This window comes from Mycobacteroides sp. H001 (assembly GCF_001440005.1).
Classification (GTDB): domain Bacteria; phylum Actinomycetota; class Actinomycetes; order Mycobacteriales; family Mycobacteriaceae; genus Mycobacterium; species Mycobacterium gwanakae.
In genome coordinates this window covers 74,096-87,603 of record NZ_LJYH01000033.1, presented here as the reverse complement: position 1 = coordinate 87,603, position 13,508 = coordinate 74,096, and the positions used below count along the sequence as shown (strand labels likewise).

15 protein-coding genes are annotated in these 13,508 nt (G+C 65.5%); 3 read left to right on the top strand and 12 right to left on the bottom strand.

The annotated features are described in order from the left end of the window. The first annotated feature begins 70 nt into the window (after window positions 1–70). A complete protein-coding gene (locus AOT83_RS15545; RefSeq protein WP_057966153.1) occupies window positions 71–424 on the top strand; it encodes a hypothetical protein in 354 nt (117 codons plus the stop codon). Here AOT83_RS15545 and AOT83_RS15540 read toward each other — a convergent pair whose 3' ends face one another. The 10 genes from AOT83_RS15540 to rimP form a co-directional block, all read right to left on the bottom strand. Further along, window positions 425–1,759 carry an MATE family efflux transporter gene (locus tag AOT83_RS15540; protein ID WP_057966154.1) on the bottom strand — a complete coding sequence of 445 codons (1,335 nt, stop codon included), beginning with the start codon at window positions 1,757–1,759 and terminating at the stop codon, window positions 425–427. Continuing rightward, window positions 1,752–2,747, bottom strand: a complete 996-nt coding sequence (locus AOT83_RS15535; protein WP_030093942.1) for a bifunctional oligoribonuclease/PAP phosphatase NrnA — start codon at window positions 2,745–2,747, stop codon at window positions 1,752–1,754. Before AOT83_RS15535 ends, AOT83_RS15540 begins: the two co-directional genes overlap by 8 nt. Further along, window positions 2,728–3,204, bottom strand: coding sequence for a 30S ribosome-binding factor RbfA (gene rbfA, locus AOT83_RS15530; RefSeq protein ID WP_030093943.1), 477 nt, complete (start codon window positions 3,202–3,204; stop codon window positions 2,728–2,730). Before rbfA ends, AOT83_RS15535 begins: the two co-directional genes overlap by 20 nt. A gap of 1 nt (window position 3,205) precedes the next feature. Beyond that, entirely contained in the window at window positions 3,206–5,962 is a 2,757-nt protein-coding gene (infB, locus tag AOT83_RS15525; protein WP_057966155.1) for a translation initiation factor IF-2, read from the bottom strand. 88 nt (window positions 5,963–6,050) lie between these two features. Beyond that, window positions 6,051–6,368: a YlxR family protein gene (locus AOT83_RS26910; RefSeq protein ID WP_075908667.1), complete on the bottom strand. Its 318-nt coding sequence runs from the start codon at window positions 6,366–6,368 to the stop codon at window positions 6,051–6,053. A gap of 73 nt (window positions 6,369–6,441) precedes the next feature. Continuing rightward, on the bottom strand, window positions 6,442–6,876 hold the full coding sequence (locus AOT83_RS15515) for a hypothetical protein (RefSeq protein WP_057966157.1): 435 nt from the start codon (window positions 6,874–6,876) through the stop codon (window positions 6,442–6,444). Then, window positions 6,873–8,063 carry a globin domain-containing protein gene (locus tag AOT83_RS15510; protein ID WP_057966158.1) on the bottom strand — a complete coding sequence of 397 codons (1,191 nt, stop codon included), beginning with the start codon at window positions 8,061–8,063 and terminating at the stop codon, window positions 6,873–6,875. Before AOT83_RS15510 ends, AOT83_RS15515 begins: the two co-directional genes overlap by 4 nt. A gap of 4 nt (window positions 8,064–8,067) precedes the next feature. Beyond that, window positions 8,068–8,481, bottom strand: coding sequence for an Rrf2 family transcriptional regulator (locus AOT83_RS15505; RefSeq protein ID WP_030093947.1), 414 nt, complete (start codon window positions 8,479–8,481; stop codon window positions 8,068–8,070). A 79-nt stretch (window positions 8,482–8,560) separates the two neighbouring features. Then, window positions 8,561–9,556, bottom strand: coding sequence for a transcription termination factor NusA (nusA, locus tag AOT83_RS15500; protein WP_030093948.1), 996 nt, complete (start codon window positions 9,554–9,556; stop codon window positions 8,561–8,563). Beyond that, window positions 9,553–10,080 carry a ribosome maturation factor RimP gene (rimP, locus tag AOT83_RS15495; RefSeq protein ID WP_057966159.1) on the bottom strand — a complete coding sequence of 176 codons (528 nt, stop codon included), beginning with the start codon at window positions 10,078–10,080 and terminating at the stop codon, window positions 9,553–9,555. The genes nusA and rimP overlap by 4 nt, the downstream gene beginning before the upstream one ends. Window positions 10,081–10,220: 140 nt before the next feature. Here rimP and AOT83_RS15490 point away from each other — a divergent pair, with 140 nt between their 5' ends. Both AOT83_RS15490 and AOT83_RS15485 read left to right on the top strand, forming a co-directional pair. Then, window positions 10,221–10,688 carry a hypothetical protein gene (locus tag AOT83_RS15490; protein ID WP_057966160.1) on the top strand — a complete coding sequence of 156 codons (468 nt, stop codon included), beginning with the start codon at window positions 10,221–10,223 and terminating at the stop codon, window positions 10,686–10,688. Beyond that, entirely contained in the window at window positions 10,685–11,155 is a 471-nt protein-coding gene (locus AOT83_RS15485; RefSeq protein WP_057966161.1) for a ferritin-like domain-containing protein, read from the top strand. The genes AOT83_RS15490 and AOT83_RS15485 overlap by 4 nt, the downstream gene beginning before the upstream one ends. Here the strand turns inward: AOT83_RS15485 and AOT83_RS15480 are convergent. Both AOT83_RS15480 and AOT83_RS15475 read right to left on the bottom strand, forming a co-directional pair. Continuing rightward, on the bottom strand, window positions 11,152–11,640 hold the full coding sequence (locus tag AOT83_RS15480) for an SRPBCC family protein (protein ID WP_057966204.1): 489 nt from the start codon (window positions 11,638–11,640) through the stop codon (window positions 11,152–11,154). The genes AOT83_RS15485 and AOT83_RS15480 overlap by 4 nt on opposite strands. Window positions 11,641–11,651: 11 nt before the next feature. Then, window positions 11,652–13,394, bottom strand: coding sequence for a proline--tRNA ligase (locus AOT83_RS15475; protein ID WP_030093953.1), 1,743 nt, complete (start codon window positions 13,392–13,394; stop codon window positions 11,652–11,654). Window positions 13,395–13,508: the final 114 nt, after the last annotated feature.

Genomic DNA, 13,508 nt, shown 5'->3' with positions numbered 1-13,508 from the left:
GGATCACATAGGTGCAGCCTGGCAAACCCCCGATATCATCAAGTGAGCTACACGATCAGGGGGAGAGTTCATGTCGTACCCGCAGCACTATCCGACAGCAGCACCCAGGTACTTCCAGGTGCGGCTCACCAAACACACCGGGATGCTGATCATGTTCAGCACCCGGTCCTACACCATCACCGGCACACTTGAGCAGTGCGAGGCCGCCTACCGCGACGCACAGACCCACAATCTGGCAGCCGGGTGGTGGAGCTTTCTGTCCATCCTGGTCATGAACTGGATCGCGATCTTCGGAAACATGGGGCAGATCAGGCAGATTCGGCATTTGGCCGCACAGCCACCGGTCTACCAGAGCTACCCGCCGTCGGGATACCCACCGCCACCGGCCGGATATCCGTATCCGCAGTACCCACCTGCGCAGTGATCACGAGCCGGACCCCGGCACCGCCCAGCGTCCGGACAACGCGCGCCAACCAACCAACATCAGCCGCAGCACCAGGAAAAGGGTAAGGCCGGACCAGATTCCGGCCAGTCCCCATCCGTACGCCAGCGATAACCACACCAGCGGCAGGAATCCACACAATGCGCTGATCATGGTGGCGTTGCGCATGAACCGGGCGTCGGCGGCACCCAGCAGCACTCCGTCCAGCGCGAACACCACACCCGAAATCGGCAACTGGCACACCAGGAACCACCACGGCACCCGCATCTGATGCAGCACCGCGACATCGGAGGTGAACAGCCCAGGCAACACCGGCGCACCGAGCGCCAGAAGCGCCGCCAACACCACCGCGAAGCCCAGTGAGAACACCGTCACCCTTCGCGCCACAGACTTGGCCTGCGGCACCCGGCCGGCTCCCAGCGCGGCGCCAACAAGGGTTTGCGCCGCGATGGCAAGCGAATCAAGAACCAGCGCAAGAAAACTCCACATCTGCAGGACCACCTGGTGCGCCGCCAGTGCTGCCGCCCCGAACCGCGCGGCCACCGCCGCGGCACTGATGAAGCAGGCCTGAAACGCCAGACTGCGCACCAGCAGATCACGCGCCAGCACCAGCTGCGCACGCAACACCGGCGGATCCATCCGAAGTCGAACCTGCTCGGCGTGCAGGGCCCGTAAGAAGAGGATCGCGGCCAGCCACTGCCCCACCAGATTGGCGATGGCGGACCCCGCCAAACCCATCCGGGGCGCACTCAGCAACCCGTAGATCAGTACCGGACACAGCACTGCCGAAACCGCAAAGCCGACAATCACATACCGCAACGGCCTGACTGTGTTCTGCACTCCCCGCATCCACCCATTGCCTGCGAGTGAGATCAGGATCGCGGGCGCCGCGAAGATCGCGATACGCACCCACGTGAGGCCTTGAGCGGCGACATCGGGCGATGCAGCGATAACCCGGACCACCGGCGAGGCCACCACATTAACCACGAGCACCACGGCGGCCCCGATGATGAGCGCCAGCCAGGTCGCCTGCACTCCCTCATGAACCGCCCCAGGACGATCACCGGAGCCGAAACGCCGTGCGGCACGGGCCGTGGTGCCGTACGACAGGAAAGTCAGTTGCGTCCCGACAAGCGAAAGCACCAGTCCCCCGACGGCCAAGCCCGCCAGCGGCACCGCGCCCAGCCGACCCACCATGGCGATATCGAACAGCAAATACAGCGGTTCGGCCGCCAGCACTCCCAGCGCGGGCACCGCCAAAGCGATGATCCGGCGGGCCAGCCCGGACAGGCCGGTCGTGCCGGTGGCGTCAGTCAAGGGCGCGGACCAGCGCCGCCACCACCTCGTCGACCGGGCCGGTCGCCGAGAACCCGGCGGCCAGCCGATGTCCACCGCCGCCGAAGGTGCCCGCTACCGCGGAAAGGTCCACCGCAGAGCGGGCCCGCATCGATATCGACCAATGGTCGGGCTCGATCTCCTTGAACACCACCGCAACCTCGGCCTCGGTGGTGGTGCGGACGATATCGACGATCGACTCGACTTCCTCGGTGCGCGCGCAAGACCAGACATCGTGGGTGACAACGGCATACACCAATCCGGCACCCCCGACCGCATCGGGAATCAGCTCCGCGGTGCCCAGCACACGCGACAAGATCGGCAGCCACACAAACGGATGTGAATCCATGAACGTACGGGTGATGTTCACACCGTCGGCACCCAAGTCCAACAACCGCGCGGCCAACCGGTGCCCCTGCGCGGTGGCCCAACGGAACGATCCACTGTCGGTGACCAAACCGGCGTACAGACAATGGGCCATCTCGGGGGTGATGTCCACCCGCCACGCGTCGAGCAGCCGCGCCACCATCATCGTGGTCGAATCAGCTTCGATGTCAACGTAATTCGCCGTACCGAAGAGCTCATTGGACACGTGGTGATCGATCACCAACACCGGTGCGGAGCCCTCGACCAGCTCGCCGAGTTGACCAAGCCGCCGCACGCTCGGGCTGTCGACCGTGACCACCAGATCGGGGTCGCGACGCAGCTCATGCGGTGGGACCAGTAGCTCCGCGCCCGGCAGCGTTCCCACCGACTCCGGAGGCGTTGCCGGTGCCCCAAAACTCACCTGAACATCGACGCCCTTGGCCACCAGCACCTGGCCAAGGGCCAACCCGCTGCCCACGGTGTCGGCGTCGGGATGCACATGGCAGATGATCACCACTCTCCTGGCCTTGGCCAGGAGCTCCACCGCACCCTCTACGTCTACGCGTGCCCCCACGGCACCCGTCTCAATCGGGACGGCGCTCATCGTCCTCGTCGGGTGCAGATTCCTCGTCGGGAGACGCCTTGTAGGGATCGGCGTCACCGGCATGGACGGCTCCCTGGCGGACCTCGGCGAGCGCGGCATCTGCCGCGCGCGTCCGGTCCAGCAGTTCCTCCATGTGCCGGGCGGAATCGGCCATCGTGTCGAGCACGAAGGTCAGGGTGGGCGTGAACCTCACTCCGGTCCCGGCACCCACCTTGGTTCGAAGCACACCCTTTGCCTTTTCTAGCGCAGCCGCCGCGCCGGCGAGATCCGGCTCGTCGGACAGAGTCTGCCCCATCACGGTGTAGTACACGGTCGCATCGTGAAGATCGTTGGTCACCCGGGTATCGGTGACCGTGACCATCGTCAGCCTCGGGTCCTTGATTTCGTACTCGATCGCCGAGGCGACGATGGCTCCGATCCTCTTGGCCAGTCGCCGCGCGCGAGCCGGATCGGCCACGTTAGACCCGTTCCTTCTCGCGGAGTTCGTACGCCTCGATGACGTCGCCTTCCTTGATGTCGTTATAGGTCAGCGTCAGACCGCACTCGTAACCGTCGCGGACCTCGACGACGTCATCCTTCTCACGCCGCAGCGATGAGATGGTGACCGTCTCGGCGACCACGATGTTGTCGCGCAACAGTCGTGCCTTGGCGTTGCGACGGATGATGCCCGAGGTGACCAGGCAACCGGCGATATTGCCGACCTTGGAAGACCGGAACATGGCACGAATCTCGGCGCGACCCAGCTCGACCTCTTCGTAGACCGGCTTGAGCATGCCCTTGAGCGCGCTCTCGATCTCGTCGATGGCCTGGTAGATCACCGAGTAGTACCGAATGTCGACACCCTCGCGGTTGGCCAGCTCTGTCGCCTTGCCCTCGGCCCGCACATTGAAGCCGATGATGATGGCATCCGAGGCCGACGCCAGGTTGACGTTGGTTTCGGTGACACCACCGACACCGCGGTCGATGACCCGCAGCTGCACCTCGTCGTCGATCGCGATACCGAGCAGCGCCTCTTCCAGGGCTTCGACCGTACCTGCGTTGTCGCCCTTCAGGATCAGGTTCAGCTGGCTGGTTTCCTTCAGCGCGGCATCCAGGTCGTCCAGGCTGATCCGCTTGCGGCTACGAGCAGCCAGCGCGTTGCGCTTGCGCGCGCTGCGACGGTCGGCGATCTGCCGGGCGATGCGGTCTTCGTCGACGACAAGCAGGTTGTCGCCGGCGCCGGGCACCGAGGTGAAACCGATGACCTGAACCGGACGTGATGGCAGTGCCTCTTCGACGTCTTCGCCATGCTCGTCCACCATGCGGCGCACACGGCCGTATGCGTCTCCGGCGACGATCGAGTCGCCGACCCGCAGGGTGCCGCGCTGGATGAGCACCGTGGCCACCGGACCGCGACCGCGGTCCAGGTGCGCCTCGATAGCCACACCCTGGGCCTCCATATCGGGGTTGGCCCGCAGGTCCAGCGCTGCGTCGGCGGTCAGCAGGACCGCCTCCAGCAGCGCGTCGATGTTGGTGCCCTGCTTGGCGGAGATGTCGACGAACATGGTGTCGCCACCGAAGTCCTCGGCCACCAGGTTGTACTCGGTGAGCTGCGCCCGGATCTTGGCCGGGTCGGCACCTTCCTTGTCGATCTTGTTGACCGCGACCACGATCGGCACGTCGGCTGCCTGGGCGTGGTTGATGGCTTCCACCGTCTGCGGCATGACGCCGTCATCGGCGGCGACCACCAGGATCGCGATATCGGTGGCCTTGGCACCACGCGCACGCATGGCGGTGAACGCCTCGTGACCCGGGGTGTCGATGAAGGTGACCAGTCGCTCGTTGCCGTCCAGCTGAGTGAGGACCTGGTAGGCACCGATGTGCTGGGTGATGCCACCGGCCTCGCCCTCACGGACGTTGGCCTGCCGGATGGTGTCGAGCAGGCGGGTCTTGCCGTGGTCGACGTGACCCATAACGGTGACGACCGGCGGGCGGACCTCCAGATCGTCTTCGCCGCCCTCGTCCTCGCCGTAGGTGAGGTCGAAGGACTGCAGCAGTTCGCGGTCTTCGTCCTCGGGGCTGACGACCTGAACGTTGTAGTTCATCTCGCTGCCCAGCAGCTCGAGGGTCTCGTCACCCACAGACTGGGTGGCGGTCACCATCTCGCCGAGGTTGAACAGCGCCTGCACCAGCGAGGCCGGGTTGGCATCGATCTTCTCCGCGAAGTCGCTCAGCGAAGCACCGCGAGCGAGCCGGATGACCTCACCGTTGCCATGCGGCAACCGCACGCCACCGACGACCGGCGCCTGCATGTTCTCGTACTCGGCGCGTTTTGCCCGCTTCGACTTGCGACCGCGCTTCGGGGCACCGCCGGGACGGCCGAAGGCACCGGCCGCGCCACCGCGCTGACCGGGACGGCCACCTCCGCCGCCGCCACCGGGGCGACCGCGGAAACCGCCGGCACCAGCGCCGGGGGGACCACCAGCGGGAGCGCCGCCACCGGCACCGCCACCGCGGTAGTTACCGCCGCCGCCACCACCGGGACCGCCCGGACGTCCGCCACCGGGACCACCGGGACGTCCGCCACCGGGACGCGGGCCACCGCCGGGACGCGGCGGACGCGGGCCCATGGATCCGGGCGACGGTCGCGGAGGCATATTGCTCGGGGAAGCTCCCCCGGGGCGAGGAGCTCCGGGACGCGGCGCTTGCGGCCGCGGCACAGCGGGACGTTCGACCGGCTGTGCCGACGAGAACGGGTTGTTACCCACGCGCGGTACTCGGGGAGCACCGGGCTTGGGGCCGGGCGTGGCGCCCGGACGGGGTGCCGGCGTGGCAGGCGCGGGTGCGGCTGCTTCCGCAGCGGGCGCCGGCGCAGCGTTCGGCTTGGGAGCCGCGGGCGCAGCGGGTGTGGGTGCGGGCACCGGTGCGGCCGCGGGCTGCGGCGCAGGGGGGGCCTCGACAACTGGCTCAGCAACCTTCTTCGGCGCCGGCTTGGGAGCTCCCGGCTTAGGACCGGCCTTCTTGGGTGGAGCCGCCGCCTCAGCGGGCGCGCCATTGGACGCGGCGGGCTTATCGCCACCGCCGAATGCCTCACGAAGACGCCGCGCGACGGGGGCCTCCACCGTCGAGGACGCGGACTTCACAAATTCGCCCTGATCACTCAGTCGGGCGAGAACTTCTTTACTGGTCACACCGAGCTCTTTAGCTAACTCGTGTACCCGGGCCTTGCCTGCCACTGCTCTCCTGTCTGCGAGGCAGCGGCTTCAGGCGCCGTGCCTCGTGTTAGCTGTGATGGACGATCATCATCGACGCTTCACGGTGTGCTCATTGTTTGTCGTTGCCAATCTCTTGGTATTGCTCAACATGTTCGAAGACCACGGAGGTATCCGGGGTTCCGCCGATCCGGAGCGCTCGAGCGAAAGCCCGCCGCTTCACCGCCAGGTGGTAACACTGCGCCGACCTGTGCAACCACGCACCTCGGCCGGGCAGTCTGCGGCGGGTATCGACAACAACATGCCGATCATCCGCAGCAACCACACGAAGCAGATCTGCAGCCAACTCTCGCCCCCGGCATCCGATGCATGTCCGTACCGGTTCACCGGTCGGGGCATGTGCGAACGCCGAAGTCTCGCGCTGGATCACGGCTTAGTCTACCGTCCGCGACACCTTATTTATGAATCGGGCTACAGCCTCGAATGACACGGGTGTATTCCGGTCACCGAACCCCTGCCACGATGAGCATCACGACACCGATTAACGCCACCGCCTTGATGCACTCGACCGCGACGTATGCCAGGTGCAGGCGACTGCGCCCGGCATACTCGCCCCCGTCGCGAATCGCGTTGGTTCGCCTCATCATGGCTGGCCGCACAACCACCAGCTGAACCGGAAGACAGCCGCATGTCGCAAGGACCGCGGCGACCGCGGCCGAGGAGAGGTCGCCCGCCACCACCAGTAACACCAGGGCCAAGGCCACCACACCCTCCACCGCGTTCAGCGCACCGAACACCAGGCGGCCTATCCCGAGCCCTATCTGAACGGTGACGCCTGGGGCCCGGAATTTCAGTGGCGCCTCGATGAACGAGATCGCCACCACCAAGCCCAACCAGAATGCGGCCAATGCGGCCACCGCGACGTCGATGCGTGTCATGCCATGGCCGACGCCAAGGGCCCAAACAATTCGTGGTTGATCTGCTCCTGCGGAATCCCCAAAGACACCAGGTCTTCGTTGATGGCCGACATGAACGGCCGCGGGCCGCAGACGAACACCGTGGACAGTCGATTGAGTGGCAGTCGGTGCAGGCTCATGCGGCCGACACCGTGCTCGGGGTGCTCCACATGTGCCCGTTCGTACCACGTGTGCAGCTGGCCGGCGGGCAGTCGGCCGACTAGATCCGCCAACTCGTGCCGGTAGGCGTGGGCGGCCGCCGACTGATCGGCGTGCAGGACCACAACCTCTCGCGGCGATTGCGTGGCCACGAGCTCCTGCAGCATCCCCATGATGGGCGTGCAGCCGATACCGGCGGATACCAGGACCAGCGGATCGGCCGAATCGTCCAGGGTGAATTCGCCCATGGGCACCGAGACCCGCAGCTGTTGCCCCTCGAAGATGTTGTCGTAGATGAAGTTCGACACCTCACCAGCAGGGGTGCCACCGGCGCTGATTCGCTTGACGGCAATACGCCAGCCACCCTCATGAGCGCCCCGGGACAAACTGTATTGACGAATCTGCCTGGCCCCGTCCGGCAAGGTAACTTGCACCGATATGTACTGCCCTGGCAGGAAGCTCGGCAGTTCGCCGAATACCGCGCGTAACTCGAATCCAGCCACATCCGCCGATTCCAGCTGGCGGCGTACCACCACAACCTGCCGCCACACATCGCCCGGCGCGACCCCGGCAGCGCCGTACAGGGCCTTCTCCCGCGCGATCAACTCATTGGCCATGAGCCAGTAGAACTCGCTCCAGGCCGCCGCGACCTCTGCGGTCACCGCGTCCCCCAACACTTCGGCTATCGCGGCGAACAGGTGCTCGTAGACGATCGGATACTGCTCGGCGACAATTCCCAGCGAGGCATGCTTGTGCGCGATCCTGTCTAGCACCGAATCATATTGGGCACCATTGCCTTCCAATACCATGCCGGCGAACGACGCGATCGACGCGGCCAGCGCCTTCGGCTGCTCCCCCGCCGCCTGGTTGCCGCGGTTGAACAGATCGCGAAGCAATTCGGGGTGCGCCGCGAACATCTTGGAGTAGAACAACGGTGTGATCTCGTCAATGGCCCCGGCAACCGCGGGGAGAGTTTGACGGATGACTGCCAGCGACTCTGCTGATAGCACGTGACTACTTCCTTTCCATTGTTGGACGGGCGATTTCGGCCACAGTCCACTGATCGAGCTCGGCGAAGAATGCCTCTTGCGCCGAGCGAAGCGCGTCGCGCAGGCGACAGTTGTGCCGAAGGGGGCAGGGCACCCCTCCCTCGCAGTCGATGACCTCGCCCTCGCGCTCCAACTTCCGGGCCAATGATCCGACTCGACGGTCGAGCCCGCCCTGCGTGATGCAGACTCCCCCATGGCGGCCACGCGTGGACTCGATCGCGCCCATTTCCGAAAGTCGGGCAACAACTTTCGTGGCGTGCGTATAGGACACACAGAGTTGGGCGGCAAGATCATCGGTGCGCAATTGAACGCCCGGCCCTGCATTGGCCAGCCGCATCACGATGCGCAGACCCAGGTCGGTGAACCGCGTTAGTTGCACATAACTTGTATATGAGATGCAAGTTATGTGCCGATAGGGACTTTGGTCAGTACCTACGGGCTACTGAGTACTACTGGCGCTAGTTTTCGGCGTCTGCGTCGCTTCTGATGTCGATACGCCACCCGGTCAGACGCGCAGCGAGCCTTGCGTTCTGCCCTTCTTTACCGATGGCCAAAGAAAGCTGGAAGTCGGGGACGATCACGCGCGCAGCCTTACCCGCCTCATCGATGACCGAGACCGACACCACCTTGGCGGGCGAGAGCGCATTCGCGACGAACCGCGCGGGATCCGGGTCGTAATCGATGATGTCGATCTTCTCGCCAGCAAGCTCGCTCATCACATTGCGCACGCGCTGGCCCATGGGGCCGATGCAGGCCCCCTTAGCGTTGAGCCCGGATACCTTCGAAGCCACCGCGATCTTGGACCGGTGCCCCGCCTCGCGGGCCACCGCGACGATCTCCACGGAACCGTCGCTGATCTCCGGGACCTCGAGCGAGAACAGCTTACGCACCAGATTCGGGTGTGTCCTGGACAAGGTGATCAACGGCTCACGCGCACCGCGAGACACCCCGACGACGTAGCAGCGCAACCGATCTCCGTGGCGGTACTCCTCGCCCGGCACTTGTTCGGCCGCCGGGATCACACCTTCGGAGCCCTTCGTCTCACTGCCCATGCGAACCACGACAAGACCACGCGCGTTGGCCCGGGCGTCGCGCTGGATCACACCGCCGACAATCTCGCCCTCACGCGTGGAGAACTCGCCGAACTTGTGCTCGTTCTCCGCATCGCGCACACCCTGCTGGAACACCTGCCGGGCGGTGGTGGCCGCGATGCGGCCGAATCCTTCTGGCGTGGCATCCCATTCGGTGATGAGATTGCCGTCCTCGTCGGTCTCGCGAGCCAGCACGCGGACCACACCCGTCTTGCGATCGAGTTCGATACGCGCATTGGGTTCGTGGCCGTCGGTATGCCGGTAGGCCGTCAGGAGCGCCGACTTGATGATGTCAATCGCCTCGTCAACCGTGATGCCCTTATCGGCAGCCATCAGGTTTACCGCCGCGGGATCGATATTCATGCGCCACCTCCAGTTTCGGCTGCCCCAGCCAGATTGAGTTCCTGCGGGTTGGGTGTTGTGAACTCCACCTGCACAACCGCGCTCTCGATGTCGGAGAACGCAAGATCACGCACGGTCCAGCCGGTGCCCTTGACGGGCTTACGCAGCACCACCTGTATCCCGTCATCGTTCGCGATGCCGATGCGGCCGAGTAAGTCTTCGCCATCGGTGAGGCGAATCTGCGCCAGCCGACCATGTGCACGCCGAAAATGCGTGGGAGTGGTCAGCGGCCGGTCGACGCCGGGCGTAGTGATCTCCAGGTCGTACGCCTCCCAGCCGGTGTCCGCCTCGTCCAACAATCCCGATGCGGTCCGGCTCAGTGCGGCGACCGCGTCCAAGTCCACGGGAGAATCCGAGTCGACCACCACCGTGATGCGGGCGGGAACCGTGGCTTCGTTGACGACAACGCTCTCGATCTCGACCGCTGACCGGGAGAACTCGGGACCCAGCAGCTCGATCACCTGGTCATCGGATGGCAGCCCCATGGCGATTGTGGCTCCTCATCTTGAGTTGTCGGGCGGTTCAGCTTGCACACACTAGTCGGACTCTCGTCCTGACCAGCACTCCACCTTACGCCCGGCGAGGGCTGTCATGCGCCAACCGCGCGCACTGGCAGGATGGGCGAATGCCCAGAAGCCTGTCGCGCCGCGACCTGTTGATCGGGGGGGCCGCACTCGGCATCGCCGTCGTGGCCGCCGCGTGCCAGCAGGCACCCGACACCAAACCCGAGGTGGACGACCTGCTCACCCAGATCGACCTTGCGCAGCGTGATGCGGCATCGGCGTCCGCGGCGGCCACCGCCAATCCAGATGCGGCAGCCGCATTGATGGCTGTGGCGACAATCCGCCGCGCGCACGGCGTCGCGCTGACCAAGGAGCTCGCGCGCGTCCCAGGCGCGACCACGAACACACCGACTTCCAGCACCACCACCGCACCGGTATCACCTCCGCAGGTCGATCAGGTCAAGACCCAACTCAAGGACTCATCGCGATCGGCGATGGACCTGGCCACCAAACACAGCGGATACCGCGCCGGCCTGCTGGCCTCGATCAGCGCGGCATGCGCCTCGGCAGCCGAGGTCGATCTGCCATGACCACGACCGAGCCCACCCCGCAGCCGGCCTCCTCCTCCGACGACACTGCGCTGGCCGACGCCCTGGCCAACGAGCACGCGGCCATCTACGCGTACGGACTGGTGTCCGCGCACTCGGTGCCCGACAACAATTGGCTGGTCACCGAGTGCCTGATCGAGCATCGACAGTGCCGTGAGGAGTGCATCGCCAAATTGCGCGCCCGTTCGGTGGCCGCACCGGTAGCTGCCGCCGGTTACAAGGTGCCGTTCCCGGTGACAAACCCCGCCGATGCCACGAAGCTGGCGCTGCAGCTCGAGGCGGACACCGCGGCGCGCTGGCGGGCCGTCGCCGAGCAGGCCGACAACAGTGACGATCGTGGATTCGCGGTGCGAATGCTCACCGAGAGCGCGATTCGCGCGGCGCGGTGGCGAGTGGCTTCCGGCATCACGCCTGCCAGTGTGGCGTTCCCGGGAGGGAACGAAAACTAAGCGAAGTGCTTCTGGGTGTCGCTGATCAGTCCGGACAACCCACGACGGATCACCGGCTTGAGGTAGCGGGTGAACCCGAGCGAGGGCTCGATGAAGAAGCTCCAGGTAAACAACGATCCCGTCGCGGTGCCCACCACCTCATAAAGCTCGCCGAAACGCTTGGTGCCCGGAAAGGTCGCCGTCTCGACCGTGAACGCGTTGCGATATCGCTCGGGGCTCTCCTCCCACACAATGAACCGCTCGTGCACTGCCGCACCGGGAAGCGCGAGCTTGGCGGTGCGGGTGGAACCCACGCCACGCGGCTCCGGTGAAGTCCAGCTGATCTTGTTGATCGCCTTGCACCAATGCAGCGGGCTTTCGCCATTGAGTTCGGCCCACACCGTTGCCGCATCCTTGGGCAGGGGCGTGGAGAACGTGTACACGAAATCGCTTGTGTTGAAATCACTTTCAACCAGCGGGGCGAGCTTGAAGGACGGCATGACTATTACAATATCGCCTACCGAATCGCCGCCGTGACGGACGTCACTGCATCGGCCACCGCAATGGACTGCGCCTCCCCCGTGAATCGGTTGCGCAGCTCGATGGTGCCGTCGGCCCAGCCGCGGCCGATCACCACAATCCAGGGCACACCGAGCAGCTCGGCGTCCTTGAATTTCACGCCCGGCGAGGCCGTCCGATCGTCGAGCAGCACCTCGTGACCCAGCCGGTCCAGATCGGCGGCCAGCGCTTCGGCACCGGCTCGCGCGGCCTCGTCCTTGTTCGCGATAACCACGTGCACGTCGAATGGCGATACCGCGGCCGGCCACCGCAGTCCAAGCTCGTCGTGCTGCTGCTCGGCGACGACGGCCACCAGCCGCGAGACACCGATGCCGTAGGAACCCTGGGTGAGCCGCACGGGCTTGCCGTTCTCTCCGAGCACATCCACGGTGAACGCGTCGGTGTACTTGCGGCCCAACTGGAAGATGTGGCCGATTTCGATTCCGCGTGCCGACACCAGCTGACCTGCGCCATCGGGTGACGGATCGCCATCGCGAACCTCGGCGGCCTCGATGGTGCCGTCGGGGGTGAAGTCACGCCCCGCGACGAGGTTGACCACATGTTTTCCGGGTTCGTCGGCGCCGGTGATCCAGCTGGTGCCCTCCACGACCCGTGGATCGACGAGGTAGCGAACACCGTTGGCGATCAACCCCTTCGGCCCGATGTAGCCGCGCACCAGGAACGGGTGTTTGGCGAAGTCCGCATCACCGAGCAGCTCGTATTCGGCAGGCTCCAGCGCGGCACCGAGTCGCTTGTCGTCGACCTCGCGGTCCCCGGGCACTCCGACAGCCAGCAGCTCCCACTCGCCGCCGGGCTGGCGCACCTTCAGCAGAATGTTCTTGAGGGTGTCGGCCGCCGTGACGGTCGCGCCGAGATCAGCCGAATTCGCCCAGTCCACCAGCGTCGCGATGGTCGGGGTATCGCCCGTCTCGTGCACGACGGCCGCAGGGAGTCCGTCCACAGACCGCGCAGGCGGTGCCGGAGTGATGACGGCCTCTACGTTGGCGGCATAGCCGGATTCCACGCACCGCACGAAAGTGTCTTCCCCGGTGGGGCTTTCAGCCAGGAACTCCTCGGACGCGCTACCACCCATCGCTCCCGAGGTGGCCGCGACAATCACGTAGTCCAGGCCCAGCCTGCCGAAGATCCGTTGGTAAGCCTCGCGGTGTGCGTGGTAGGCCGTCTTGAGGCCGTCGTCGGAGGTATCAAAGGAGTACGAGTCCTTCATGACGAATTCGCGACCGCGCAGAATGCCCGCGCGGGGACGCGCCTCGTCGCGATACTTGGTCTGAACCTGGTAGAGGATGACCGGAAAATCCTTGTAGGAGCTGTACTCCCCCTTCACGGTGAGCGCGAACAACTCCTCGTGGGTAGGGCCGAGCATCATGTCGTTATCGCGGCGGTCCTTGAGCCGGAACAGCGAGTCGCCGTACTCGGTCCACCGGTTGGTGGTCTCGTACGGTGCGCGCGGAAGCAAAGCGGGCAGCAGGATCTCCTGACCACCAATGGCATTCATCTCTTCACGGACGATGTTCTCGATCTTGCGAAGGACCCGAAGACCGAGCGGCAGCCAGCTATAGACACCCGGGGCAATAGGGCGCACATAGCCCGCGCGGATGAGCAGCTTGTGGCTGGGGACCTCGGCATCCGCCGGGTCGTCGCGCAGGGTGCGTACGAATAGCTCGGAGAGCCGGGTGATCATTGATGAGCCTCTCGGGCGAAGACCATGTTTTTCGTTGAGCCTCTCGGGCGAAGACCGTCAGTTACGGTTGCACAGCATATCGGCGCGCCGTTGCGGCCTCCGGCTAGCATCGAG